The 25179-nt window shown below is 32.5% G+C and carries 24 protein-coding genes and 1 pseudogene; 3 read left to right on the forward strand and 22 right to left on the reverse strand.

The genetic code is table 11. The annotated features are described in order from the left end of the window. Nucleotides 1-2 precede the first annotated feature (2 nt). The 10 genes from NKG37_RS02810 to NKG37_RS02855 form a co-directional block, all read right to left on the reverse strand. Nucleotides 3-374, reverse strand: coding sequence for a hypothetical protein (locus tag NKG37_RS02810; RefSeq protein ID WP_016205132.1), 372 nt, complete (start codon nt 372-374; stop codon nt 3-5). A gap of 64 nt (nt 375-438) precedes the next feature. Further along, nucleotides 439-615 carry a hypothetical protein gene (locus tag NKG37_RS02815; RefSeq protein ID WP_162837589.1) on the reverse strand — a complete coding sequence of 59 codons (177 nt, stop codon included), beginning with the start codon at nt 613-615 and terminating at the stop codon, nt 439-441. A gap of 16 nt (nt 616-631) precedes the next feature. Then, entirely contained in the window at nt 632-787 is a 156-nt protein-coding gene (locus NKG37_RS02820) for a hypothetical protein (RefSeq protein WP_193224519.1), read from the reverse strand. Between the two features lie 194 nt (nt 788-981). Further along, on the reverse strand, nt 982-1890 hold the full coding sequence (locus tag NKG37_RS02825) for a hypothetical protein (RefSeq protein WP_016205133.1): 909 nt from the start codon (nt 1888-1890) through the stop codon (nt 982-984). A gap of 22 nt (nt 1891-1912) precedes the next feature. Next, a complete protein-coding gene (locus tag NKG37_RS02830) occupies nt 1913-2893 on the reverse strand; it encodes a hypothetical protein (RefSeq protein WP_016205134.1) in 981 nt (326 codons plus the stop codon). Then, nucleotides 2886-4424 (reverse strand): ATPase, T2SS/T4P/T4SS family, encoded by a 1539-nt coding sequence (locus tag NKG37_RS02835; protein WP_016205135.1) that lies wholly within the window; start codon nt 4422-4424, stop codon nt 2886-2888. The genes NKG37_RS02830 and NKG37_RS02835 overlap by 8 nt, the downstream gene beginning before the upstream one ends. 15 nt (nt 4425-4439) lie before the next feature. Next, complete coding sequence (locus tag NKG37_RS02840) at nt 4440-5594, reverse strand: P-loop NTPase family protein (protein ID WP_016205136.1); 1155 nt, start codon at nt 5592-5594, stop codon at nt 4440-4442. 15 nt (nt 5595-5609) lie between these two features. Continuing rightward, entirely contained in the window at nt 5610-6359 is a 750-nt protein-coding gene (locus tag NKG37_RS02845; RefSeq protein ID WP_016205137.1) for a hypothetical protein, read from the reverse strand. Beyond that, entirely contained in the window at nt 6356-7822 is a 1467-nt protein-coding gene (locus NKG37_RS02850) for a P-loop NTPase family protein (RefSeq protein WP_254415766.1), read from the reverse strand. The genes NKG37_RS02845 and NKG37_RS02850 overlap by 4 nt, the downstream gene beginning before the upstream one ends. A gap of 505 nt (nt 7823-8327) precedes the next feature. Then, nucleotides 8328-9557 (reverse strand): ATP-grasp domain-containing protein, encoded by a 1230-nt coding sequence (locus NKG37_RS02855; RefSeq protein WP_169189221.1) that lies wholly within the window; start codon nt 9555-9557, stop codon nt 8328-8330. Between the two features lie 91 nt (nt 9558-9648). On the opposite strand from NKG37_RS02855, the gene NKG37_RS02860 reads away from it, so the two are divergent. Beyond that, nucleotides 9649-10800 (forward strand): MFS transporter, encoded by a 1152-nt coding sequence (locus tag NKG37_RS02860; RefSeq protein ID WP_169189222.1) that lies wholly within the window; start codon nt 9649-9651, stop codon nt 10798-10800. A 205-nt stretch (nt 10801-11005) separates the two neighbouring features. On the opposite strand, the gene NKG37_RS02865 is transcribed toward NKG37_RS02860, so the two are convergent. The 7 genes from NKG37_RS02865 to NKG37_RS26000 form a co-directional block, all read right to left on the reverse strand. Beyond that, on the reverse strand, nt 11006-11218 hold the full coding sequence (locus NKG37_RS02865; RefSeq protein ID WP_169189223.1) for a hypothetical protein: 213 nt from the start codon (nt 11216-11218) through the stop codon (nt 11006-11008). 1 nt (nt 11219) lies between these two features. After that, nucleotides 11220-11939 carry an IS21-like element helper ATPase IstB gene (gene istB, locus NKG37_RS02870; protein ID WP_254415767.1) on the reverse strand — a complete coding sequence of 240 codons (720 nt, stop codon included), beginning with the start codon at nt 11937-11939 and terminating at the stop codon, nt 11220-11222. A 31-nt stretch (nt 11940-11970) separates the two neighbouring features. Then, complete coding sequence (gene istA, locus NKG37_RS02875) at nt 11971-13293, reverse strand: IS21 family transposase (RefSeq protein ID WP_169189730.1); 1323 nt, start codon at nt 13291-13293, stop codon at nt 11971-11973. Nucleotides 13294-13441: 148 nt separating this feature from the next. Further along, entirely contained in the window at nt 13442-13642 is a 201-nt protein-coding gene (locus NKG37_RS02880; RefSeq protein ID WP_016205258.1) for a hypothetical protein, read from the reverse strand. After that, nucleotides 13639-14394, reverse strand: a complete 756-nt coding sequence (istB, locus tag NKG37_RS02885; protein ID WP_169189225.1) for an IS21-like element helper ATPase IstB — start codon at nt 14392-14394, stop codon at nt 13639-13641. Before istB (NKG37_RS02885) ends, NKG37_RS02880 begins: the two co-directional genes overlap by 4 nt. Then, on the reverse strand, nt 14391-15929 hold the full coding sequence (gene istA, locus NKG37_RS02890; RefSeq protein WP_169189226.1) for an IS21 family transposase: 1539 nt from the start codon (nt 15927-15929) through the stop codon (nt 14391-14393). The genes istB (NKG37_RS02885) and istA (NKG37_RS02890) overlap by 4 nt, the downstream gene beginning before the upstream one ends. A gap of 248 nt (nt 15930-16177) precedes the next feature. Further along, on the reverse strand, nt 16178-16309 hold the full coding sequence (locus NKG37_RS26000) for a hypothetical protein (RefSeq protein ID WP_268927057.1): 132 nt from the start codon (nt 16307-16309) through the stop codon (nt 16178-16180). A 482-nt stretch (nt 16310-16791) separates the two neighbouring features. Here NKG37_RS26000 and NKG37_RS02895 point away from each other — a divergent pair, with 482 nt between their 5' ends. Then, nucleotides 16792-18108: an ISLre2 family transposase gene (locus NKG37_RS02895; protein ID WP_254414822.1), complete on the forward strand. Its 1317-nt coding sequence runs from the start codon at nt 16792-16794 to the stop codon at nt 18106-18108. 190 nt (nt 18109-18298) lie between these two features. Here the strand turns inward: NKG37_RS02895 and NKG37_RS02900 are convergent, their stop codons facing one another. The 4 genes and pseudogenes from NKG37_RS02900 to NKG37_RS02915 form a co-directional block, all read right to left on the reverse strand. Further along, entirely contained in the window at nt 18299-19492 is a 1194-nt protein-coding gene (locus NKG37_RS02900) for an ATP-grasp domain-containing protein (protein ID WP_169189227.1), read from the reverse strand. Between the two features lie 399 nt (nt 19493-19891). Beyond that, nucleotides 19892-20029: a hypothetical protein gene (locus NKG37_RS02905; RefSeq protein WP_169189228.1), complete on the reverse strand. Its 138-nt coding sequence runs from the start codon at nt 20027-20029 to the stop codon at nt 19892-19894. A 78-nt stretch (nt 20030-20107) separates the two neighbouring features. Beyond that, a complete protein-coding gene (locus NKG37_RS02910) occupies nt 20108-21232 on the reverse strand; it encodes a DegT/DnrJ/EryC1/StrS family aminotransferase (protein ID WP_169189229.1) in 1125 nt (374 codons plus the stop codon). 15 nt (nt 21233-21247) lie between these two features. Next, nucleotides 21248-22342 (reverse strand): annotated as a pseudogene (locus NKG37_RS02915) (UDP-N-acetylglucosamine 4,6-dehydratase family protein); the annotation flags it as partial. Between the two features lie 180 nt (nt 22343-22522). Between NKG37_RS02915 and NKG37_RS02920 the strand changes: the two are divergent. After that, nucleotides 22523-23647 (forward strand): IS4 family transposase, encoded by a 1125-nt coding sequence (locus NKG37_RS02920; RefSeq protein WP_036180785.1) that lies wholly within the window; start codon nt 22523-22525, stop codon nt 23645-23647. 303 nt (nt 23648-23950) lie between these two features. On the opposite strand, the gene NKG37_RS02925 is transcribed toward NKG37_RS02920, so the two are convergent. After that, nucleotides 23951-25159, reverse strand: a complete 1209-nt coding sequence (locus NKG37_RS02925; protein WP_169189231.1) for a hypothetical protein — start codon at nt 25157-25159, stop codon at nt 23951-23953. Nucleotides 25160-25179 lie beyond the last annotated feature (20 nt).

A 25179-nucleotide genomic window follows, 5' to 3' on the forward strand; every position in this document is an offset into this window, starting at 1 on the left:
TCCTAATATTCGCTTAAGATTTTGGTGCTTTTTGAAATAGTTCTAGGACCTTGGTTGAATATATTAAGAATAAATATAAAAGTTCGTGGCACTTCAATAGTAGCTTCTATATATTCGTTTCGAGGGGTTAATTTAGATGTTCCTGTGATGATAATTTTAGATTCGTCAAAGTTATAACCCTCTACTAGAGTTTTTTTCATTTCCTTAATAATTTCTGGTGTTAATCTGCCTTCAATAGATGCTTTTTTTGCTCCTTCAGTTAAAGTAACTTCAATTGCTTCACGATGCATACTATCAATTGATGCTAATATTGGTGTGAATATAAGGTTTACTGTGATAAACAATACCATCCATTCGGCTAACGTTCTTGCCATTTAGAACACCCCTTTGAAAAAATCAAAGGAGCGGTAAACTCCTTTGACTGTAAATGTTGATCTTTTAATTATTACTAGATACACCAGCACCAGTAGGAAGGTTGCTTTGTGCTCCGTTAATTTTTGCGGAATAAGTAGTAGTATTTGAACCTACTAGATTGTATCCGATGAAGAATAAGAATGCGCTAATTGTTACTACTGTAAGTCCGATTTTCAAGAATTGAGCTAAAGTTGTGTTCATTTTTAAAATTCCCCTTTTACAATTTGATTTTTATTTGATGTTCATTTTGTAGCATATCTTGATACTGATTGTTTTTTGCTTTATAAGCATTAAATGAGGTTCCTAAAATTAAATAAGTCATAATGGATACAATTGCTGCCATCATCATAAATGTTAATAGTGATTTATTCATAATAATATCCCCTCGTTATCCACCGCTTTTTGCAGTATATAGAGCCATAGAATCAGAGAAACCAGATAATTCCTGATACAAAGCTACAAAAATAAATGTACTTATCACAATGGCTGTAATGGCGACTTTCATGAAAGTACTTAGCGACGTATTTATTGTTGGTCACCTCCTTAAAAGAATAATAGATTCCACCTTTACATTTGTGATTTATCTAATATAGCTATTACCATCATTACTACTACAAGTACAAAGTTTAATATATGAATAAAATGTGTAGCTTTGATAGGAATTTTTAATAGATCTGTTGTTATTTTTCTTTTTCTTCTGTAATTTTCAACTTGTTTTTTTGCAAATGTTCCATGCATTCCATTTAACTGTTCAAGTGCGGTCTCTCTTTTCATACTGTCTAGATTTTGTAAAACTCCGATTAGCGCCTCGCTGGGTTTAGAATCTAAGTGTTTAGAAAATTGTTCTAATGCTTTACTTGGTCCATCACTAGTCCATGAACTTAGTAATTCCGTTAACGGTTTTTGTAGCAAATAGAAAAATGGCTTTATATTTTGCAAAATACTATAAGTATTAAGACGATGGACAGTCATCATTTCTATTTCGTTAATGATTAAATCATAGAGCATAAAAATCTCTGAATGTAATTTCGATGTTTGATAGTCAATGGTTCTTTTCATGATATAAACAAATAACGAAATAGGATTACTAGGAAGAGCGAAAACAAATAGAAGTAATATAACAGCAGCCTTTGGTGCAAGATAATCCATATTCCCTAATAAAACCGGAAAAACTATGTAATAAAGAACTAAAAATGCTGTTACTGAATATAGAATTAAATAGTATTTAATACCATTTAGTCCTAATGGATACTTTGCTTGTTTAAACCATTCCTCGGCTTTAGAATTTTTAGCAAGTCCTAAAATAGAGTTCTTATTTTTTTGTAAATTGCTTTTGAACCGTAAACGGTGTTGCATTCGTTCAGATGTTGAGTTCATTCCCAAATACACTAAATATCCTGAAGTAAAAGACAGAACAATCACAACTAAGTATTTAAATACATCTATGTATTTAAATAATAGAACTTCTGATTCCATAAAAATTTTACTCCTTTCCTTGTTATAGGTCGTTTTTAGGATGTTTTAAATAAATTGAAATTATAAGTGAAAAAACAGTCCCTACTACGGAAAGGCAAAAGGTAAATAATGTCCATTTTTCTCCAAATTGAAGCTTAAACCAATCCTGTGCTCCACTTGTAAAATAACCTAATAATAGTGAGCCAATAAACAATGGAACCGTTAGGAATCCATCATAAATAGATTCAACAGTTAGAGATTGTTCTTCTTCTAACATTTCTTCTGTATCCTCTATTTGTTTTGTTAGAACTAAGAGGGAATGTAATACGTTTTCTTTATACTTATAGCCTTTTAAAATAATACTTCCTAATCTTTTTGACCAATTGGTTCCAGTTGTATAAGTGAAAACTTGAATGCTATCTCTCAATTCTTGTTCATTTCGAGATAACTGAAGATCAGTAATTAAGCGAACTGTTACTTTTCTTAAACTTTTATTCTGTATTTCGTTTTGCATGGCACTTAAAGCGTAATAAATATCATATTTATTAACACTATAGGCTTGGGTTAGTTTCTGAACCATACTTAGAAATTCTGTACTCATGACATATCTCAATTTGTTTAATTTTATCCTTAACATTAAATATGGTACGGTCATCAGAAGTAACCCGAATAGTAGGGCGATAACAAAATCTTTTATTAAATAATAGATAAAAGCGAAACTAGTCAAACCAAGTAATGCGGTGAATAGGAGAAATACTCCAGTATCATTGTCACTACGATGATTACTTGTAGTTCTTATTAATAAGCTTATGTGTTTAAAAAAAGGGTGCTTATAAGTATGCGATTCAGGTGAAGCATTACCACTTTTGATTCTTCTTATTCGATACTTATAATTAACTTCTTGATACTTTATTTTGACTGAATCCATCATAATCTGATAGGAAATATAAAGCCCAGAAACGATTACGATGGAATAGAGAACGTAATTGATACCAGATTGCCAAAGCCATTGAAAATTATTCATTTAAAGCACCATCTAATAAATCATTAAGAATATTATCCTTTTGTCTCTCGTATTCGCTCATTGGAAAAAGTTTTTCTTTCTTCTTTAGATGATTTAATAGAATTTTAGTATCCTCTACACTTTCTTCAGCCATTAGATATAAAAGTTCCTTACTTATGTTAGAAGAATAATAGTATTGTCTGCTTATTGGGTGGTAGCGAACGAGATCTTGTTCTTTTGGTTTTTTTTCGATTTCATCCCATATAATTTCTGTTACACCGATAACCCTTTTCTTTCTTCTATCTCTTTCCGCGCTCAGGGAAATGACCAAGTCAATATTTCTCGCTACCCTCTCTTGTTCGTTATCAAATTTCCGATTGGGAAATTCATCTAATAAATGTCGGGTAATCTGAGCAACGATATTTTTAACGGCTGTTAAATGGTAAGTAGAAAATGCACCGCGTTCTCCTCTTTCACAAGCTTGTAAGTACCCCTCAGTTTCTAGAGAACGAATTTCCCCAACAGTAATATAGTCATGTTCCATACGAAGAAGTCTTGGTACGGCATGATGTAGGTCTCCTTCTGTGGCCTGAACTTCATAAATTAAACGATCTTTTAAATCCTCGGTTAGATTTAATTCAAAATGTTTTTCTAATACTGCAATTGTGTATTCAGGTGGTCTTTCGCGTATCATAGACTTCATAAAAGTTGTTTTTGCAGATCGAACTCTTCCAGCAAAAATGGTGTTAGCCATGCTTCTTGATAAGGCTCGATAAAAAGGAACATCATCTTGTGGGATTGTTCCTAATCTTGCTTGTTCTTCTAAACTGTTATTTTTAATTACGAATCGTCTAAATACTATAATGTCTAGTTTAGTTCTAGGATTCATCATCATGGTGATTCGCGAACCATCTTCTCGTTCTATTTCCAGTTCTGGTTGCTGCTCATTAATCAGTGCTTCTTTTGTTCTTATTTGAAAAGCTTTTTTTATACGATTTACGACTGCTGTACTTTCAAATTCTTCTGGTTGTTTTTGAAAATAACCATTTTTATCGATCCATAATTCTGTCCCTCTGATAACAGCTGATTCACTATTAGGTTCCTTATCCCATTTATGTAGAATACTTACGCCCCATACTTCATGGAAAATAGCTTCTGGTAAAGAATCATAAAAAGAGGGATATTCATCGGACGTAATATTCTCTTTTTGTAAGACTTCGTTTATTTTTGTTATAAAGTAAGATATAGCTTGTTTGTCACCAATAACTGCTTGGTGCTGTCTGTTTAACCAAACATCATCACTATTTGAATCTTCGTTTATTAAAGAGGAAGATTGATCATTTTCTACAGATTCAGCTATTATGATACTTTGTAGCTCTTCTTTAACTTGGTTACAAATTAAACGAAATGTCTTTTTTCTTTCATAGGTAGTTACAAAATCTTTTTTTAACCCTTTTTCCTCAATAGTTTTAGATAACCATTGGGAAGGCTCAAACTCACTTTCTAATCCTAATGATTGTTCTGTATCATTTTTAGCTGCATTTGAAGTCATTTTTTCGCCTCCATTTTACCGGTTAAATATAGATAAAAATCCTTTTTTATCTTTGTGCGTCTTCATATCTTCTTTTTCTGTTAATTTAGCTTCAGCAATTATGACATTGGCTAAAACATCTATTGGCTTGTTATAGCTACTATCTGAAAAATCGTATAGTAATTTTTTCTCAAAAGTAGCAATGGATCCTAGCTCCTTCATATCTGGTATTGTGACAACTCGATTCATATTTAGTTCTTCCTCAAGTTTTTTTTCGCTTATTAATGCATTCGCAGGTTGGAATTTATTGATAACAAGCATAAAATCATCATTTTTCCCACCAGAAGGTTCAATTATTTGTTGGTATAGATAAGGATAATATCCTCTATAGCCTTTCTCTTCTTGATTAGTAACAAGAAATTTCATATTACTACTTAAGTAAGCTTGTGCTGCAAGTGCAGAATCAAAGTGAGTGCCCGAATCGATTAAAATTACATCAAATAACTGTTGAGCTGTTTGAATCAAATGTTCAATTTCATAAGGTTTATAAAATCTTTGCATTTTAATATCGCGGTTGCCGGCCAAATGATAAAAGGAATCATGATAATAAATAGCTTCGGATAACCTGTTTATCGTTAAATTTTTGACATTGAGATCTACTTTCAAATCATTTAAATATTGACCCTGATACAAGTAAAAATAATCGGCTGGATCCCAACTATTTAAACTCAAAACTAAAACCTTTTCTTTTACTTTGAGTGATAATGCTCTTCCTAAATTTAAAGTAGTAGAGGAAACACCAGCACCATTATGTGTGCCAAATATGCCAATGATTCTCTTTGATAAATAATCATCTTTATTCGTTAGGTTATTGATACAGTATTCAACTACTTGAAGTTCTGTAGAATATTCATGAATAAGGGTTACTTTATATGCTGCACATAGTCTTGTAATTGTCTTAGTAAATTGTTCGCTCTTGATTTGACTAGGCTTAAAATACATGGGAATAGAGGGATATTTCTCTCTAACTACTCCTATGTTATTGATGTCAAATGAATCTCCATCTAATAAAACAGCATCCATTTTTTCCTTATTTGAATAATCAATATTGCCCATATGAGCATGGAGGTTGTCCATTTTGTCAATTAGTTCTTTGTAGATAGAGTTTTGACTAAAAATTAATATTTCCATTACATGTCCTTCTCCCTATTGATAAGTTATATATAATTTTGCTCCTTTACCGAGCACTTCGTTCATTAACTTTTTAAAGTCCTCTTCATTTAAAATAATCTCCAAATCACTTATGCTTGAAGTAGCATTAAGTCGTTTATCCTCTTTGTTGTTTTCTGATGATGAGATTACCTCTTTATTACTCGAATCTTTTACATAAACAACCTTTATTGATTTTAAGAACGGTTCACTTTCCATTGAATTAGATATTTTTTCGATCTGTTCTTTTGTATCCTCAGAGCTAGTAGTAGATGGACCATTTTTATTTAAATTTGTAGTTCCATCGTTATAAATCAAATAAATATTAACGGTATCTTTTCTTCTTAAAGAACCAGGCATTGCATAAATCATTTCTTTCGTTATAGGGCGAATAGCTTCGCCTTCCTCTTCATTTGGTAAAAGTTCGTCGTAATCTATCATTGTTTTACTAAGAAGTGAATTCCCTTGGATAATTTGATTAGCATCTAATCCAATAATTTCATCCACTTCTGCAGGTAGGATGACGTCATTCATTAAAGTTTGTTTAGGTCTACGTTCTATCAGTATCTTATCTTCTGTAATAGGTTCATTTTTTAATATTTCAGAAGAGGGCTTAATCACTACAACCTCTGTTGAATCAATTCGTACTCGTAAAAATTGATCATAGAATAAGGTTAAACCGATAGCTGATACACCTACCAATAGACCGCTGATTATTTTGATGGAAGGTCTTTTAAAGAAATTCATTCGTTTTGATTACCTCCTGGATTCGTTTTTTCTATCTTAATTTTTCTATTGAAGAGTTTGTTTAATATCCCGCTTGCTTTAGTTTTCAAGAGTTTATTAGGAAGTAAAAGTTCTAATATAGGTACCAAAAGTTCATTTACTTTGCTTTTATAATCCTTATAGTCGTTAAGGAATATCCCTTGATACTGTGCTTCATATACATCTTCATCTTCAAAAGAGGGAATTATAGAGATTAATTTATCTTTAAATAAATCTTGAATTAAGGGATTTTTCTTTATTTTTTCATTGAAACGATTACCAATGATATGTGTTTTCTCAGATTCGATAAGGCTAGAGAATAGTGGATTTTCACCAAGCCCTTGAAGTTGGGTGACATCTGAGTCAAGAACAATGAATAGATGATCTGCTATCTCTAATAAATCAGTGACTACCTCATTGTCTAAGTTGCTACCAACATCAATAATCGTTACAAGTGATGAATTAGTGTAGAGTAACTTTATATAATCCTCAAAGCTAATTCCTACTGGTTCCTCACTTAAAGTGGGATTATGACATATAAGTTCAACACCTTCACGAAACCACTCTGTTTGAATATCTGAAGTATTCTCTTGTTGTGCACTCCACTTATTTACGTAATTTGGAGCAAATTCATGGCCATAAAAACGGTCATATGTATAGGGATTTAGCAAGGGATCTTCCACATATAATGTGCTAACTTGGTAATTTGCTATGCTACGAGCTAATAGATGTGAAATAAATGTTGTACCATTGCGTTGGTAAAAGCTACCTACAAGGATAGTTTTCTTCCTAACTGGAACACCTACTACTTTTTCACTGGGTGCATTATGTACGTGAATTGAGTATTCCCTTTTTATGACATTTTTTTGAACGATTCTTTGTACGATAGTTTTTTCTTTAGTGTTTTTTTCTTTGTGTGTTTTACCGTTCTCATCTTCGTTAACAGATTCCTCTTCCGAATCTTCTTCCAGTAGAGAGGGAATCACTTCACCATCGATACTAAGAGAGTTATTGATAAAACGTGCTACTTCTGCGAATGAGACTTTCCCTTTTAACTGGTTTATAAATTGTTCAATATCTATTCTTTGGGTATTGAATATATCAAGTACTCCCATACTAACTAGTCGAGAAAGAAGCGGATCATTGCTTGATCGTTCGCATAGGAAAACAATTCTTAATGCGTCGTCGAAATCAAGTCGGAGTTGTTTTATAATACTTAACAGCTCAATATCTTTATCTTTTTGATTTTCTTGCATGGATTCTAAATAAGTATCATGCACAATTAGTATTGAAGGAGTTTCTTCTTTAACAATTTCATAGAGATATTTTCGATGTAAAATTTCTTGTTTACTTAAAGTGAAATCTTCAGGATACTTTGAAAAGGTCTCAATTAAAATCTTGGTATAGGTTTTATCACCTACCGCTATAAGAACCTTCTTTGTCATACTAAAACTCCTTTAAAACAAAAAAACACCCGAACACAAGGCAATTACAAAGAATTGTCTTACATTCGGGTGCTTCCCGTTAGTCATTATATTAATTTGCGTATTTTCGGTATGAAAGTCTTCTAGAATCCTAGAAGACATTTACATTTAAAAGAGAAAGATTGACGACGATTCAATCTTTAAAATTATAGTATCATGTTACCACTTCAGATTCAAGTGAATTATTAACAAAAAGTATTGAGAAATTTATTATTGCCTAAATCAATTTCTGTTACATATGGAATCTGAAACATTGAACCTTATAATCCCATTTATTAAGGTGAATAATATAGATAAATACACCTTAAAGAGCTTATTACTATCATAGTTTCATTAATATTTTTAAAACCGTCACGGTTACTAATCGGTCACCAATTATATTTTATAGCTCTAACCTATAGGCGAGAAATGCCTTTTGAAGCATTTCTCACATACTAAAGTCTATTATAAGTATATTTGACATTTTTTAGGATTTCACTTCTTGATATGTGCAATTAGATTTAAACCATTTATCTATTTCAATTAATCTTTCAGTTAAAAGACTCTCTGTATCAGCCTCACAACATAATGCAGCGGTTGAGAAGACAGAGGAATTTGCACCATCAAATTTAGTTCCAATTGTAGCAAATTTCCAGTAGTCAAACACCCACTCATTTGGAATTTCTTCGGGCATGGAAACTAATGTACCTTTTAAAGGCGAACTCAATATCCACCCTCTATATTTATCCCATTTGTTTTTTTGAACATCAATTACGTTACTAAAACCACATTCTCTTTTAATAAATTCTTTAGTGATATGAATACCGAGTTCAGCTTCTATACATTCAGCGATTCTTCCTCCACCTGTTCTACAAGCAATTTCACAAAAAGTAATCTCATGATTGTCAACAAATATTTCTAAATGGAATGTCATATTTTGAGGACATGGTAAAATATTCAATAATGCTTTACCGTAATTTTTCAAAATTATTGATAGTGGTGAATCTTGATTTATAAATATACTCGCTGTAGATTTTCCTTCTTGATAAGCTAGGCAATTATTAATATACTTTGAGACTGTAATAAATTCCAGTTTATTATCAAGGATAATACCATCTAAATGATAAACTTCTCCTTTAGCAAAAGATTCTATAATCATATTAGCAAAAGAATTCGATGCGGCAAATCTATCAAGATCTTCTTTAGATTTTAATACTAAAGTATTTACTGAACCAGCTCCATCGATTGGTTTAATTACGGCTGGATACTTATAATTATCTAAAAAATTTAAAGCATCTATATATGAATGAACTTTTTGAAAGTTAGGAGTTTTAAATCCATTGTTCGCAACAAAACTCTTCATAATATACTTATCGCGAAAGATTTTTGCACTATATGGTCTCTGGCCTGATATGTTTAGATAATCACGTATGTATGAAGCTCTTTCTACATCTCCTTCCCTTACAGATAATAATTTATCAAAATTATTTTTGAAATGGAGATCTATTGCTTTTTTCTCTATATTATTATTCTTCTCCCAGTTATCAAAACTATATATATTAACATTAGGTAACTGATTTATGTCTTGATATCCTTCTTCATGTTCTTTCTTAACAAATAAAACATAGGTATTTTTCTCGTGTATGGGATCATTGAAAATCCATTGATCAAGCGGTAGGTATTTAATACTTTGTGATGCAAAAATTAATATATTCATAATTCCTCTCCTAAAAAAATATATTTTTTCTAACATATACCATGTTATAATATTTAGTGAATTTAGACAACAAGGAAGGATATTCGCTCTTATGAAAAATAAAATATTAATATCAAAAGTTAGTTCTTTATTTGGTACATCTGTATTCAACACAATTGTAAACTTATGGATATTGGATATATTTAATAGTTCACATACTTTAGGTGTAATCTTATCAATTTCAGGAATTTCCGCATTATTATTTAGCCTTTTAGGAGGATATTTGGCAGATAGTAATTATTTAAAAAAAATTCTCCTTTGGGCTGATTTATCCTCTGCAATATTTTGTATTATAAGTGTTTTCCTTATTTCTTCTTTTAGCAAGGATATTATTTACTTAGTGGTTTTCTTACTTAACATTAATATAGCGTTAACAGCGCCATTAATTAAATCACTGGTTTCAAATGTAGTACAAAAAGAGTTAATAATATCTTTTAATAGTATTTTAGCTATGTATAGTGAAATACTAAAAATTGCATTGCCGCTAATATCAACTTTTCTATACCAATTCGATATATTAACTCTTAATGGTGCATTAATTATTAATGCTATTTCATTTTTTATATCTTTTTTATTTGTAAAAGGTATACAATTAAACGAACTTAACTCAAAATCAAAATTAATTGGTTATTGGGATACATTAAAATATTTATTAAATCGAAAAGTATTATCTATGCTAATTTTAACAGGTGGAATTTCTAATTTTTTCTTAGCTGGTTTTAATCTTTTACTACCGGTTTTTGCGTTAGATAAAGTTGGTAATAGTTTTTACTATGGTGTCTTTCTCTCTTTAGAGTCAATAGGAGCACTATGTGGGGCGTTATCCACAAAATATATTATTGTGGATAAAATGATAATAAAGGAAAGGATAGGAATTTTTTTCTCAGGTATTTTACTTAGTAGCCTAATATTATTTAATAGTAAATTCCTACTTATTTTTATCTGCTTCATCTTAAATTTTTTCTATGTAAGATACAATGTTGCTCTTCAAAGTTTCCTACAAACAGATGTAAATAAAGAATACATAGGTAAAGTTTTTTCTGTTTCATATATTTTATCAAATGTCCTACTCCCACTAGGGAGCTTGTTCTTTGGCTACCTTTTAGAAGATTTTTATAAACTAAGTATAGGGGTAATTGCTGGGGGGCTAATTTTTATAAACCTTTTATGGGTGGTTTGTTATAAGAAGATAGTAATTTCTTAAAGCTAGAGTACTATATTCACTAATACTCATCAGATTTTTTAACCTTTTTGATTACGGCCAGGTGATTTTACCACCCTTGCCATGTTTTTTACCAGTCTTCGCCAATAAATGTACCACACAATGCCAATTCGTTTACCAAGCATAGTAAAACCCTACAGATTAACTAGCTTAATAAACTGTAGGGCTTTTCTTTTACTGACTGTTGCTAATTAGAATTATTTTTAAAATACTCTCTAATCAATTTTTTTGACCCCTCAAATATGTCCTGTTCATTCCATTCCTGTGGAAAAGGTTTCTTTCCATAGATATCCATTAACTGCTTTTTTAGATCCTGGGGAAATGGGTACCAGTTTTTGTATCCGACATAGTAGAAGTATTCCTCTAACTTCCGTAGTTCTTTTTTAGTCATTACTGCCATATTAGAGTGCTCCACCTAGTCCATGGCGCTCACGCATGGATATTTCGCCATCTATTAAGATTTGATAAGAATCATGGATAATACGGTCTAAAATAGCTTCTGCTATCGTTTCATTCCCTAATTTCGTGTGCCATCCTCTAGGATCAATTTGCGAACAGAAGATTGTTGAAGCTACTTTATGGCGAGCTTCTGCGATTTCTAGTAAGATTGCTGCTTCATCCGTTGATAAATCTGTCAGTAACCATTCATCCAAAATAAGTAAATCGACCTTCGTGTATTTTTTGATTAATTTACGATAACTTCCGTCCGCAGCTAATTTTGCTAGTGACAGTTCATCTAGTAATTCTGGCAAACGGATGTATTTAACTTTATAGAATTGACGACAAGCAGATACTCCGAATGCACTAGCTAAATAAGATTTACCTGAACCAGTAGGACCCTTCAATATGATATTGTGGCTTTCTAGGATATAGGTACCACTGGCAAGTTTTAAAATCAAATCTTTTTCTAATCTTCTATCCTCGTAATATTCTATATCTTCAATACAAGCATTCGAATTTATAAAAGTGGCTGATTTTATTAAACGTTGAAGCGCATTGCTCTTACGACGAGAAAACTCTAAATCAACAAGCAAAGAAAAGCGATCGTCGAAATTCATCTTTTGAAATTCCTTGTTCAATGCCTGCTCTTTATAGGCTTCTGCCATTCCACTTAATTTCATTTCGTGCAATTTTTTAACGTTTGGTCATTCATCATTTGTCCGTTCCTCCGTAGTAATTAGATCCTCTTGTGAAGCCAAAGTTATTTTCGCTAGTCTCTGTTTTTCGTCTCATTTCTTGCTCGGCATCACTCTTTTTATTGCTCTTTAATATAGTTTGAATACTTTTAACAGTTGGCCTTTTTGTCATAGAAATAATCATTTTACATGCACGTTCAATTTCATATTTTGTATAACGGCGCTCAAATTTTTTCAAAGTAAATATAGACTGTAACGCGAGTTTTTCTGTTTGAGATGTATCTAGAATATATTTAACAACATTCAATGTGGAAGCTCCGATACTTTCAGCCCATTCAAATGCAGCTTCTGGAGTTTGATCCACATATAACTTGTGATTTTCTGGCATATGATCACGAATAGTAGATAATTGACCGAATTTCCCATATAATCGTTTATGGGAAGCTACCCGCATAAGATTGAAATATACCTCAACGAGGTCGTCTGAAAGTTTCACTTCGACTTGTCGATTGATATATTCATATGGAACTGAATAAAACATACTATCGACAGAGATGTGATAGTCGGGACGTACTTTCGCTGTTTTCCATTCAGACATTTTGTAAGGTTTAGATGGTAGAGGGGAAAGTGCGAATTTCTCCTCTTCCTCAAACGCCGACAGACGACACCCTTTTTTGCGCGTGAAGGGGCGCTCATTGAATTCGGCTAATTTCTTCCAAACTTCTTCATTCAATTCATCGATACTGAAACAATGTGTATTTCTTAATCCTGCAATAATCCATGTAGAGATAACATTAACGGAACCTTCTACACTAGCTTTGTCCTTAGGTGTTCGAACCCGGGCAGGCATGACCACAGTATTGTAGTAGTCTGCCATTTCCCTATAAGTAGGATTTAAGACTAACTCGCGTGTGGTATGTTTCGTCACGCTTGCTTTAAGATTGTCTGGAACAATAATTTGTGTGCTTCCACCAAAATATTTGTAAGCGTGGTTGTGTGCGGAAATCCACGAATGTAAATCCATTGATAAGGTTGCTTCGGCATAAGATATTTGACTGCACGGTAATGTCGCAACGAAAACATAAGCCTTAGCCTTTTCCCCGGTATCTCTATCAATGATGAAGGAGGTCGATCCCGCCCAATCAACTTCCATGATTTCGCCTGGTTTTCTACGAATACGTAAAGTAGCTTTATATTTATCTGCGTATCTACTGTAATGTCGTAAAAAGCTACGATAGGAGTAAGGAATCTTATTGTTTGTCCGGCACTTCGCTTCATATTCATGATGTAGAAGAGAAAGTGTTACGTTAGGCTTAGCTAACTCATCATGAATGAGTATTGCGAATAGATTGAGCCGGCAGTGCGGAGTTTTGAGCCACTATTTGCGGACATCTGAGCCAGTAAGTGCGGAGAAAGAGCCACTATTATTAAAATACAAAGTAATTAAAAAGCCATTAGAACAAGTTTCATTCCAATGGCCGCTTGTATTATCTGAATCCTTTATCTCCTAAGTGCTTATCAATAATCTCAATTGCCCAACGGACCAGTTCATCTTGATCTAAATTCTCTTCCTCATTCCATATGCAGGTAGGTAATAGTCTTTCTTCCACTGCCATCCTTACTTCATCGGGTAAATACATATGCATAAAATATCTTGCTATACGATTTTCAACTTCTATGGGAATCATATAGATACCCTCAATCCATGACGTTCTCTCATCGAAACTTCGCCATCAACCAGAATCTTATAGGAGTCGTGAACGATTCGGTCAAGAATCGCATCTGCTATTTGTGCCTGTCCTAGTTTTGAGTGCCATCCTTCTGGAGAAAACTGAGAACAGAAAATAGTTGATGCTTTCTTTAACCTTGATTCAATAATTTCCAACACATGGAGTACATTTTCTTCTGATAGCTCTGTTAATAACCACTCATCTACTATCAGTAAATCGATCTTTTTGTATTTTTGAATCAACTTACGGAAACTTCCATCTGCTTCATATTTTGCTACTGCTAATTCATCAAGTAATTCTGGTAATCGAATATATTTTACTTTGTAATATTGGCGACATGCATGAACACCAAAGGCGTTTGATATCCACGTTTTCCCGTTCCCAGAGGCTCCCATTAAAATAATGTTATGGTGGTTTTGAATATAATTTCCTGTTGCTAACTCTAGTATTTGCTTCTTGTCTAAATGGCGATCTGGATGATATTCGATATCTTCAATGGCTGCTGTCGGCTCACTGAAGGTCGCTTGTTTAATTAATCTTTCTAGTCTATTAGATTTTCTTCTATCATATTCATAATCTACTAAGAGATTGAATCTATCATCAAAATCCATCCCCTTGTAATCTTTATTCTGTCCTTGTTGCTGATATAATTCAGCCATCGCACCCATTTTCATCTCTATTAATTTACGTAAAGTCTCTTGGTTCATCATTTATTATCTCTCCCAAAGTATTTAGCCCCACGGACAAATCCATAATCATCAGAGGTGTTGCTAATAACTGTATTTTGTTTTTGTTTTCTTTTCTTATTTCTTTCCAATACGCTTTTTAAAACAGAAACCGTTGGATTTGATGATATTTCAAGTAATGTTTCTACTGCTTTCTCCATGTCTGTCTTTGTGTGTTTTGTTGATAGATTTCTTAGTACACTAAGAATATTTAATGCCTTTTTCTCCACATTTACTTCTAAGATATAAGAAACAAACTTAGTCATGGATGGTCCAATCGTTTCTGCCCACTTCCGATTATTATCAGGATTATGTTCTAAATATAATCGGTGATTATCAGGCATATGATCTATGTTTGTAGAAAACTGACCAATTTCACCTTTTAATCGTTTATGGGATGCAATACGGACTTCTTTGAAGTAAACTTCAATTAAATCCGTAGTTAGTCGAACGTCGACATTCTCTCGGACATAATCATATGGAACGGAATAATACATTCGTTCAACTTGGATGTGGTAGTTCAGTTGAACTTTTGCTGTTTTCCATTCCGCAAGTTTATACCGTGTTTGAGGAAGCGGTTGAAGGTAGGATCTCTCTTCTTCCTCAAACACCTTTTTACGCGAACCAGGTCGTTTTTGAAAATCAACGGTGTTGATTTCCTCTAGCCTTTCAAAGATTTGTTGATTTAAATCTCCGATATGAAAACATTGATAGTTTCTTAACGGAGCGATAATTTGCCGAGAAATATATCCAACAGTTCCTTCGACGCTTGCTTTATCTTTTGGACTGCGAATACGGCTCGGAACAATGATAGTATGGTAATAATCTGCAAATTCACGATAGGCTTCATTCAGAATAGGCTCTTCTCGATGTGCTTTCGTAACACCTGTTTTTAAATTATCGGGAACCAGTGTTTCAGGAACTCCCCCAAAATACTCCAATGCATGGATGTGAGCAGTAAGCCAATTAGCTGACTTCCTATCTAAAAATGCCTCAACATAGCTGAATTGACTATAAGGCAAGGTCGCAATAAAAACATATGCTGGAATCATTTCTCCTGTTGAACGATCTATCATTTGTAGCGTAGATCCAACCCAATCTACCTCCATGACTTCACCTGGCTTTCTTCGAATAGGCATTGTTAACTTATACTTCTTCGCATATTTTCCATAGTTTTCACAAAAAGTACGATAGGCATAGGGAATTTTTCCACCATCACGTGCTTCTGTCGCATACTCATGATGCAATAAAGTCAAGGTGACATTCTTTTTTTGTAACTCCTTATGAACCTTTTCCCAATCAACTGGAAAGTATCCTTTCTCCATAGCTTGTTTCTCTGGAAAAAGAAAAGCTTCTAACCATGGATTGGTCATTGTATCGTTCAAACTTTCCACACCGAGTTTCTTGGCACGTTGAACGACATCAGAAACGGTATTCCTTGAATGTCCAGTACTAGAACTAATGGTCCTCTGACTGATTCCTTCAAAATGAAGTTCCAGAATCTTACGACAATTAATCATAATAAAAACCTCCTGTATATTAGTGTCATGCTTGATTGCATGCAACATAATTATACAAGAGGCTTTCGTGATTCTATTTATAATGGCTCTCCATTCCGCAAAGGGTGGCTCTTTTCTCCGCAATGACTGGCTCAAAACTCCGCATAAGTGGCTCATTTCATCTGCAATAATCAATGAATTTAATCAAAGTCCAACGGTAGTCTTCCTGACCCCTCCAAAGTCTTCTCAGGATAGAGAAATTCCTCAATTCATTTATCTGTCATTTCTTCATCTAACGGACAGACTAATCCCTTCTTTTTAGCGAGATGGATAATCTCTGTTACTTTTTGACGAGAGTTGCCAGTACTTGCAGCGATGCCTCTAAGACTGGATTCCTTCATCGTGTAACTCCAATATCTTTTGATAATGGATCATAAAAAAATACCTCCATATAAAAAATGTCACACCCGAAGGTATGCTCATTAATTATACAAAGGTATGAAGTGGTAAACGCATGGCATTTACTGGTACATTCCATGTCATTCAGTGGTAAAAATTATGTCAGAGGTGGTACATTTCGTTGGCCGTAATCATTTTTAGCTTTAATTATCTTTTAAAAAAAAATGAAAGAAAACTAGCATAGAAAAGTGGAGTTTCTTAAATTAGATTAAACTAGAAGTATGAGTAAAATGTTTGTGGGAGAATAAATATCCTTTTTGTCTAGTTGGGGGACGAGTCCCCCAACTAGACAAAAAGGCCACCAAGCGAAAGCGCGGTAGCTGGAAAAAATTAAGTATTAAAAAAGAGAGCTTCCTTTTGTAAAGTAGAGTTTGACTGAACACTACGAAAAGGAGAGGCTCTCATGAATCAATGTAACACAAAAATGCCATCATTAAAAGAATTGGAAAAAACTTTATTTCGAACACTACAAATGACGTTTCAAGAAATCCTTGTTCAAACGTTAGAAAATTGGGATCAAGAGATTGCCAAGCAACGAGACAAAAGAAGATTTGCTTTACGTGATAAACGAGAAATACGATTAGATACAGCGTTTGGAGCTGTGGAGCTGAAGCGTAATTATTATTTTGATCGTGTGACTAAAAAATATATTTGTCTATTAGATCACTATTTACAGTTTCAGGGGAATAAGGGATTTAGTCCGCTACTAGAAGAATGGGGGCTAGAACTAGCGACGAATGGCTCCTCCTATCGAAAGGCGGTGGAAACGTTCGAACAATTTTTAGGCTATTCGGCGATGAGCCACGAAGCATTACGGCAACATCTTCTTCAAACAAGCGTACTTCCCGCTAAGGAAAAACGCCCTTTTCAAAAGGTATTGTTTGTCGAAGTAGATGGATTATATGTGAAGAGTCAAGAAAAGAAAAAGCGTGGATGGGAGTTGAAATTCGCCGCTGTACACGAGGGATGGAAAGAAAACGGAAAGCGAATCAGGCTCCGAAATAAAAGGCATTTTCTTTATGAAGGAAAAGAACCCTTTTGGGAAGCCTTTGAAACGTTCTTACAGAATAATTATGCGTATGATCCTACCCAAACCTTGCTTATTATTAATGGTGATGGAGCAGGCTGGATAACGGCATGTCGGGAGTATTTTCGGGAACGCGCCTTTTTCACCATGGACCGTTTTCATGTCGCTCGTTCGATGAAGCAACTAATGAAGAGCCATCCTCGATACCGCTACATGAAAAGAGCGTTAAAAAACTACCAGGTAGAAACATTACTTCTAGAGTTGAATAGCGCAGTAGGAACAATGGATACACCAGAAAAAGAAGAAAAACTAGAGCATTTCCTTGCCTTTTTAACGCATCATCAGGAAACCATAAAAGATTACCGTAGTTGGTTACAGGAGAAAGGCGTGGACACGACAGCGTATCGTCCAATGGGAAGTGCAGAAGCAATGATGAATCAATTAGCCAAACGATTAAAAAATGGAAGAGCATGGAGCAAAAAAGGCGTCATGAGCATGGCGCGCTTGTGGATTGGATTGAAGGATGACCTATCCATCCAAACGATATATGGGAAATGGGAAAAAGCCACGGAAAAATCAAAGAAAGAGCATCGACCGAAAAGAAAAATACCCACAAAATTAGTAACAGAAACCGTGCGTCAGAACATGCCATACTTAAATCAAGCGATTGGAAAACCCGTTCACTTTGCCTTACAGGGATTAAAAGGTTTTTAAAAAATGAGAGAATCAACAGTTGGAAGAACAAAACCAATTGGAAAGCGGATACAAACTTAGAGGTTTTACTTTATAAAAAAGGGAGCTAAAAAAACTCCCACAAAAACTTGACTCAATCAAACTAGAAAAATAATTTGATAAAAAACTATTTAAACTGTATATTACAATCAAAGAAGATAACCCGTTATTTTTAATAGTTTTTTAACTCTAATAGTCTATTATTCAAAGCTTCATAACTATCTTCTTTTATTAAAATCATTGCTTCAAAATTATTTATATTTACTATTGGTTCATTAACATTTTTCATTTGGTTCTTTTCTAGTTCTAATATCCAATTATTCTTTTCCGCTAGTGAATCTAACTCAACTTTTCTTTCTATAAAATATTTTCTATAGGCACCGATATAATTTTGTGGTTTTGTAATAGGTGGAAATTCTACTTTTATATTTTCTAATTGGTTCTTATGTTGTTCTATTAACAGTTCAATAAAATTTATATTATAGGCATGTTTTAATAATTGAATTGTTTTCCCACCACCTATCCTACAAGCTACTTCATTGAAAATAAGTCTATTATCATTTGTTATAAAAAATTCTAAGTGGACAGCAGAGATAAATTTTTCTGACTTATTAAGTAGGTTCAAAATCTTTTCAGTATAAGTTTTGATTTGTTCCCTCTTTCTTTGGTTATCCATTATTTTACTAGTTAAAGTTGTAAAACCATCATCATTATTTATTACTGATTCTAAACAATTTCTATCATATTCATGGATGGCATACCAAATTAGAGATCCATCTTTTTGTATTCCTTCTACTGTATACATTCGTGCATCTATCCATTCTTCAACAATATAATCTTCGAATGTTTCGATTTTCTCAGATGCCTTATCTAAATCACTCGCACAATTTATTTTAAATGTATTATTTGTTGCCCATGATTTCTTATGTTTTAGAACTAAAGGATATCCATATTCACTTCCAAATTTTTCTATATCTTTTTTGTTTTTGATTGATTGATATATCGGCATCTCAATATCATAATCTCTCAAAGTATCTTTCATTATTAATTTATCTCTGTAGCGGATGGCACAAAACTCACTTTGACCTGTTAAACCTGCTAAACGTCTTATCACGGCTGCTCGTTCAACATCTGACTCATCTACAGCTATTACTAAGTCTATATTTTTATTTTTTATTAAATCTACTGAAAAGTTAACTATTTTATCATTGTTTAAATAATAATCGAAATGATATACATTTTCTAAATTTTGAATATATTCGTTAAAAAACCTAGAATCTGTTACAACAAATATTTTATCAGTAATAACATCCGAATAATTTTTAAAAACTTTAAAAGGAACTCTACTTAAAAATAATATTTTCAAATCAATCACACCTTAGTTTAGTATATTTTTTTAGGAAAATTCTCATTGAGGAGTTATTTTATTTGCTATTTTCATCTTTGTTGCTGACTAATATAATTTTATTTACTATTAATATTTGAACTATCAGTATAGGACAGCATATTCTCCAATATATATATCAAATTCCAATAATTTAAACCGTATTTTTATAACAATCAAATAGAGAACATATCTTACTGAGAGATAGATTAGCGAAATCAAACAAATATTCTACCAATTACAGCTACAAATACGATTATCTGTATAAAAGCATATTTTATCTAAGAAGTTAGTCCGTCTTCCCAATACTAAGCAACCTCTATTAAGCGTTTATTTAGATAAAACAAATTACTAATTCTTTATAAAAAGAATTTATATTATTTATTTTATAATTTTACTAAGTTCATCTTTTAGCTCATCTAAAATTTCTTTTGTATTTATTTCACCTTTGAGGCTCTTTTTATAAATTTTTGTCAGCAACTCTTTAAATTGATCATTTTCTAAATTTCTATTATGCAAATTTCACCCTACCTTTTTAATTGAATTTTATACAGAAAAAGAATAAATTAATCTTATCTTTATGAAATATAAGAAAATTCATCTAAATAATTCTTTAATTATTTTCACTACCTTATTTATTTGAATTTCACTCATTTTAGTATCACTTGGAAGACAAATACCTCTATTAAATATTTGTTCAGATATACTAATCCCATAATTATTATGATTTATAAAGTCACATGATTTATAAAACGGTTGTAAGTGTAAAGGTTTCCACACTGGCCTACTTTCAATATTATTTTTTTCTAAAGCTATAATTATATCAATTGGGTCTAATCCACAATTGATATCCAAGGTAAAACATGATAACCAATAATTAGGAGTTCCATAGTTTTGAATTGGCATCATTTTAATAGCTTCAATTTCTTCAAATGATTTTAAATAGCTATCATAAATAGACTTTTTGCTATTAATTCTATTTGTTAATTCTGTTAATTGTCCTCTTCCTATCCCTGCAAGAATATTACTCATTCTATAATTATATCCCAGCTCACTATGTTGATAATATCTAGCATTATCTTTTGATTGTGATGACCAAAAACGGACCTTATCAATAGCGACTCTATTATTTGAAACTAGCATCCCGCCTCCACTAGTCGTTATGATTTTATTTCCATTAAATGAATAAATACCAAAATCCCCTATTGTACCAGTATAGTTACCCTTATATGTACCACCTAAACTTTCAGCTGCATCCTCAATAACTGGAACATTATATTCTTTACATATCTGCATAATTTCATCCATAGAAGCTGCCTGTCCATATAAATGTACTACTATTACAGCTTTTGGTTTATATTTTTTAAAAGCTTTTCGTAAAGCAATTGGACTCATATTCCAACTATTAGGTTCACTATCTATAAATACTGGAGTAGCATTTTGGTAAACTATAGGATTGGCACTAGCTGCAAAAGTTAGTGATGAACAAAAAACAAAATCCCCTTTACTTATTCCAAGGAATTTAAGAGCCATATGTATAGCTGCAGTACCAGAGGATAGTGCTACAGCATGTTTAATATTTACATATTCTGATAGTTCTTTTTCGAAAAATTCTATATTCTCTCCAATAGGAGCAATCCAATTAGAATCAAAAGCTGCATTAATATATTGCATTTCATTCCCTGACATATGAGGTGAAGATAGATAAATTTTTTTATTCATAGCAACAATTCTCCATTAAGAAAAAAATAAAACAGTTTCTTGTGTATTTTTTTGTTCATTGGTTAACCTTAATAAATATTCTCTCAGCTCATTCTTATTATATTTTGTGTATTCCTCAATTAATTTATATATTTCATTTATATCGATGTCTATAGATTTACCTATATATATACCAGGATATACTGATTTCTGAATAATTTCTTGTTCATCCAAAAGCTCTTCAAACATTTTTTCACCAGGCCTTAAGCCACTAAATTCTATTTTTATGTCACCTTCGCAAAAGCCGGAAAGTTCAATTAATTTATTTGCAATATCAATTATTTTTACTGGTTCACCCATATCAAGAACAAATATTTCTCCACCTTTAGCAATACTACCTGCTTGGATTACTAACCTTGAAGCTTCTGGAATTGTCATAAAATACCTAACTACTTTAGGATGGGTAACAGTTACGGGACCACCATTCTCAATTTGTTTTTTAAAAAGTGGAATTACACTTCCACGACTACCTAATACATTTCCAAATCTTACTGTAATAAATCTTGTATTACTAGTACGATCCATGTAGTGCACAATCATTTCTGCTAATTTTTTAGTTGCCCCCATTACATTTGTTGGATTGACAGCCTTATCCGTAGATATCATTACGAATGTTTCCACGTTAAATAAATTAGCAGCTTCAGCAACATTTTTTGTTCCAATTAGATTGTTTTTTAAAGCCTCCTCTGGGTTTCTTTCCATCAGAGGAACATGTTTATGTGCAGCAGCATGATATATTATATCTGGATTATGTTCGTGCATTACTGAATATATTTTCCTTTTATCCTGGATATCTGCAATTTCTGTTACAATTTCAGTTATATTACTTTCATTATATCTATTTAATTCCATCTCTATATTGTATATACTATATTCTCCATGTCCAAGAAGAACTATTTTTCGGGGCATAAATGGTAATAATTGTTTACATATCTCTGAACCGATGGACCCTCCGGCACCTGTAACGAGTACTACTTTATCAAGTATATAATTGAAAACTCCATCTAAATTTAATATTACAGATTTACGATTTAATAAATCTTCCATATTAATATTTAAGTCTTTATTTTTCCTGTTTTTTATTTTATTGAATTTTTTATCATATTTAATTGAACTCACTAGCGTCGCATTAAAATAATTCAAAGCCCTTTATAAATCTGAATTTTCTGCAATATTATTCATGCACAAAAAAATCCTTTATAATGGTTGGGTGGTAGTAAACCATCCAAATCCAAAATAAAGGACATACGCATGGATAAGTTTACACGAAAAACATCATTTGAACAATGGCTTTCACCGATTTCCTCCACAAAACTAGAGGAACTTGTGGAAGCCTATCAATTAAATTACTATACAAAGAAGCTGTACATTGCTTCATTCTTGAAATTACTCGTATTCGCACAACTCAACGAAACCGAAAGTCTACGTGCGGTTAGTGATACGTTATTCTCGGATGACCTACAAAAAGCAACCGAACTAGAATCAATTAGCTTTTCGCAACTGGGACGCCGGCTAAATCAAGTGCCGACAGAGGTGTTCCAGCAGGTGTTTCTAGATTTAGTCGCGCAAATTCATAAGAAAACGCATTTTGAAAAGCGACGGAAAATGACAACACCACTGAAAATCATCGACTCAAGTACGTTACCATTGAACCTGAACAATCATAAATGGGCTGAATTCCGCAAAACAAAATCAGGCATTAAGCTCCATTTACGTCTTGTTTACTTAGAAAAGGGCTGTTCATACCCGGATAAAGCGGTGTTAACGAATGCGATTGAACATGATCGAGGTCAGCTAGAAGTACTTGTTGACGACAAAGAGTGCATGTATGTTTTTGACCGTGGTTACTTGGATTACAAGCAATTTGACCGTATGACAGACGACGGGTATTTCTTTGTCTCACGCTTACGAAAAAACGCCGTTACACATCAAATCGAGAAATTTCACCTTCCAAAAAATTCAACTGTTTTATCAGATGAAATGATTTCTTTGGGCACAGCACAAAGTCGGGCTGGTAATGAGTTTCGACTACTGAAAGTGATGGATTCAAAAGGGAATGAGCTGCACCTCATCACGAATCGTTTCGACTTAAATGCGGATGAACTCGCTGAACTGTACAAATCACGCTGGGCAATCGAGCTGTTTTTCAAGTGGATGAAACAACACTTGAACATCAAAAAGTTCTACGGACAAAGCGAACAAGCTGTCCATAATCAAGTGTACATCGCGATGATTGTCTACTGTTTAAACGTACTGGCTCAGTTGGGTACAAACAGTTCACGGACGTACTTACAAATTAGTCGGTTGTTAAAAGCAGCACCGTGGAAATCCGCACACATTTGGATTCGAAAAATAGCAGGAAGAGCTGTCCCGTAAAGGTTTAACCGTCTCTGTCGCCCTCGCCAAAGGTTATAGTGAAAAAATGGATGATTACTACCTCTGTTCACGTGTCTTCATTTTTCTTCTCAAACGGAAAAATAATAAAACAGAAAATTCAGTCAATATTTATGCGACGTTAGTGAATTGAACTTCCAATTTTTTTTGGTGTCTTTCTAAATACTTTACGAGTTATGTCATTTGTGTTTATTGTTTCCTTGAATATTCTATTTTCTAATCGTTCACTAATAAAATTCATGCTAAATTTTCTCATATGTATAGACTCCATATTATTAGATAGTTTTACTCTTTAATAAACTGATTAAAATTTTTCCGTATAACCGTAAATTGTTCACTTTCATCTGTAAATGGATATCCATGAGATATTCTAGTTGTGTCAATTATCTTACCCAATTGCTTATCAAGACTAAGTATTGATAATACATCTTTATATATACTTCCACAATTATTTAAATCTCCAGTTTTAATATTCAGAATTTCTTTTGCATGATTTCTATAAAGATTACTTATTTCCTCTATCCAATACTTTTTATTTCTTTCATAAGATTCATTGTTATAGAGATAACCTGATTTTTCTATACTAAATCTTACGACACTTAACAAATCCAACAATACAAACGGGCTAATATTATAAAAACTCATCCGTATCATTAAGTATTTCATCCAATACCTAAGTGCTTTTGACCTAGGACTTCTATTTGAGGGTTTTAAACCGTCTAATATAACAAATGATAAAGACCTTATCATATGTGCTATATAGTAACCAATGTAATCAAATTTAGGTGTAAATACATCGGAACCCATTTTTTCATTAATTGCCAAAATCATTTCTTCAAAGATATCTGTTTGAAAGATAGTATCTTTGTCCATGTTTAAAAAAATAAATCTATCTAGTATGCCTCCAGCTTCAATATGTAACTTACTACCCTCCTTCATAAGAACGAAATCATATATTGGGAAGAAACCATTCGAATTGAAATACACAAATTTTACATACTCTCCCTTAATAAGAGAACCATTATTCGTAAATGTATACTCATTTTTTTTTGGAGTTAAAAAAATTTGTTTGAAACTAAAGTATGAATCAAATTCATCCTTATATTTTTTATAGGTATTTTCATTAATAATTATTTTTATATTCTCAAGTTTTATATTACAAATGTCTTTTAAATAGTTTGCTGCAATATTGAGAGAGTAATCAAGAGAAGAGATATTTTTCATATAAAAATTACTCATTATTGAAAAAAATGAAAATAACGGAAATCTAATTGATTCATCATGCCCTGAAGGATAAAAGACCTTCTGAATTGAAAATAACTTTTCTGTATCTTCCTCTAAAATTTCCTCTGCATGAGCAACTAATAAAGAAGTGTTAAAGTCATGTCCATTTTTAGTATCTAATAAATTTTTTTCTTCAATCTGCTTAAAGTTTATATTTTCAAAAAATTCAACAGTTTTTTCTTTAAGACTTAACATATTGCTATATATCATTTTATTTTCTCTCCTAGCCT

This window comes from Niallia sp. RD1 (assembly GCF_024219955.1).
In the GTDB taxonomy this organism is placed as follows: domain Bacteria; phylum Bacillota; class Bacilli; order Bacillales; family Cytobacillaceae; genus Niallia; species Niallia alba.

Coding starts and splice junctions, on each gene's coding strand:
- NKG37_RS02810 (WP_016205132.1), bottom strand. CDS start 374: ATGGCAAGAACGTTAGCCGAATGGATGGTATTGTTTATCACAGTAAAC.
- NKG37_RS02815 (WP_162837589.1), bottom strand. CDS start 615: ATGAACACAACTTTAGCTCAATTCTTGAAAATCGGACTTACAGTAGTA.
- NKG37_RS02820 (WP_193224519.1), bottom strand. CDS start 787: ATGAATAAATCACTATTAACATTTATGATGATGGCAGCAATTGTATCC.
- NKG37_RS02825 (WP_016205133.1), bottom strand. CDS start 1,890: ATGGAATCAGAAGTTCTATTATTTAAATACATAGATGTATTTAAATAC.
- NKG37_RS02830 (WP_016205134.1), bottom strand. CDS start 2,893: ATGAATAATTTTCAATGGCTTTGGCAATCTGGTATCAATTACGTTCTC.
- NKG37_RS02835 (WP_016205135.1), bottom strand. CDS start 4,424: ATGACTTCAAATGCAGCTAAAAATGATACAGAACAATCATTAGGATTA.
- NKG37_RS02840 (WP_016205136.1), bottom strand. CDS start 5,594: ATGGAAATATTAATTTTTAGTCAAAACTCTATCTACAAAGAACTAATT.
- NKG37_RS02845 (WP_016205137.1), bottom strand. CDS start 6,359: ATGAATTTCTTTAAAAGACCTTCCATCAAAATAATCAGCGGTCTATTG.
- NKG37_RS02850 (WP_254415766.1), bottom strand. CDS start 7,822: ATGACAAAGAAGGTTCTTATAGCGGTAGGTGATAAAACCTATACCAAG.
- NKG37_RS02855 (WP_169189221.1), bottom strand. CDS start 9,557: ATGAATATATTAATTTTTGCATCACAAAGTATTAAATACCTACCGCTT.
- NKG37_RS02860 (WP_169189222.1), top strand. CDS start 9,649: ATGAAAAATAAAATATTAATATCAAAAGTTAGTTCTTTATTTGGTACA.
- NKG37_RS02865 (WP_169189223.1), bottom strand. CDS start 11,218: ATGGCAGTAATGACTAAAAAAGAACTACGGAAGTTAGAGGAATACTTC.
- istB (WP_254415767.1), bottom strand. CDS start 11,939: ATGAAATTAAGTGGAATGGCAGAAGCCTATAAAGAGCAGGCATTGAAC.
- NKG37_RS02880 (WP_016205258.1), bottom strand. CDS start 13,642: ATGATTCCCATAGAAGTTGAAAATCGTATAGCAAGATATTTTATGCAT.
- istB (WP_169189225.1), bottom strand. CDS start 14,394: ATGATGAACCAAGAGACTTTACGTAAATTAATAGAGATGAAAATGGGT.
- istA (WP_169189226.1), bottom strand. CDS start 15,929: ATGATTAATTGTCGTAAGATTCTGGAACTTCATTTTGAAGGAATCAGT.
- NKG37_RS26000 (WP_268927057.1), bottom strand. CDS start 16,309: ATGAAGGAATCCAGTCTTAGAGGCATCGCTGCAAGTACTGGCAACTCT.
- NKG37_RS02895 (WP_254414822.1), top strand. CDS start 16,792: ATGCCATCATTAAAAGAATTGGAAAAAACTTTATTTCGAACACTACAA.
- NKG37_RS02910 (WP_169189229.1), bottom strand. CDS start 21,232: ATGAATAAAAAAATTTATCTATCTTCACCTCATATGTCAGGGAATGAA.
- NKG37_RS02920 (WP_036180785.1), top strand. CDS start 22,523: ATGGATAAGTTTACACGAAAAACATCATTTGAACAATGGCTTTCACCG.
- NKG37_RS02925 (WP_169189231.1), bottom strand. CDS start 25,159: ATGATATATAGCAATATGTTAAGTCTTAAAGAAAAAACTGTTGAATTT.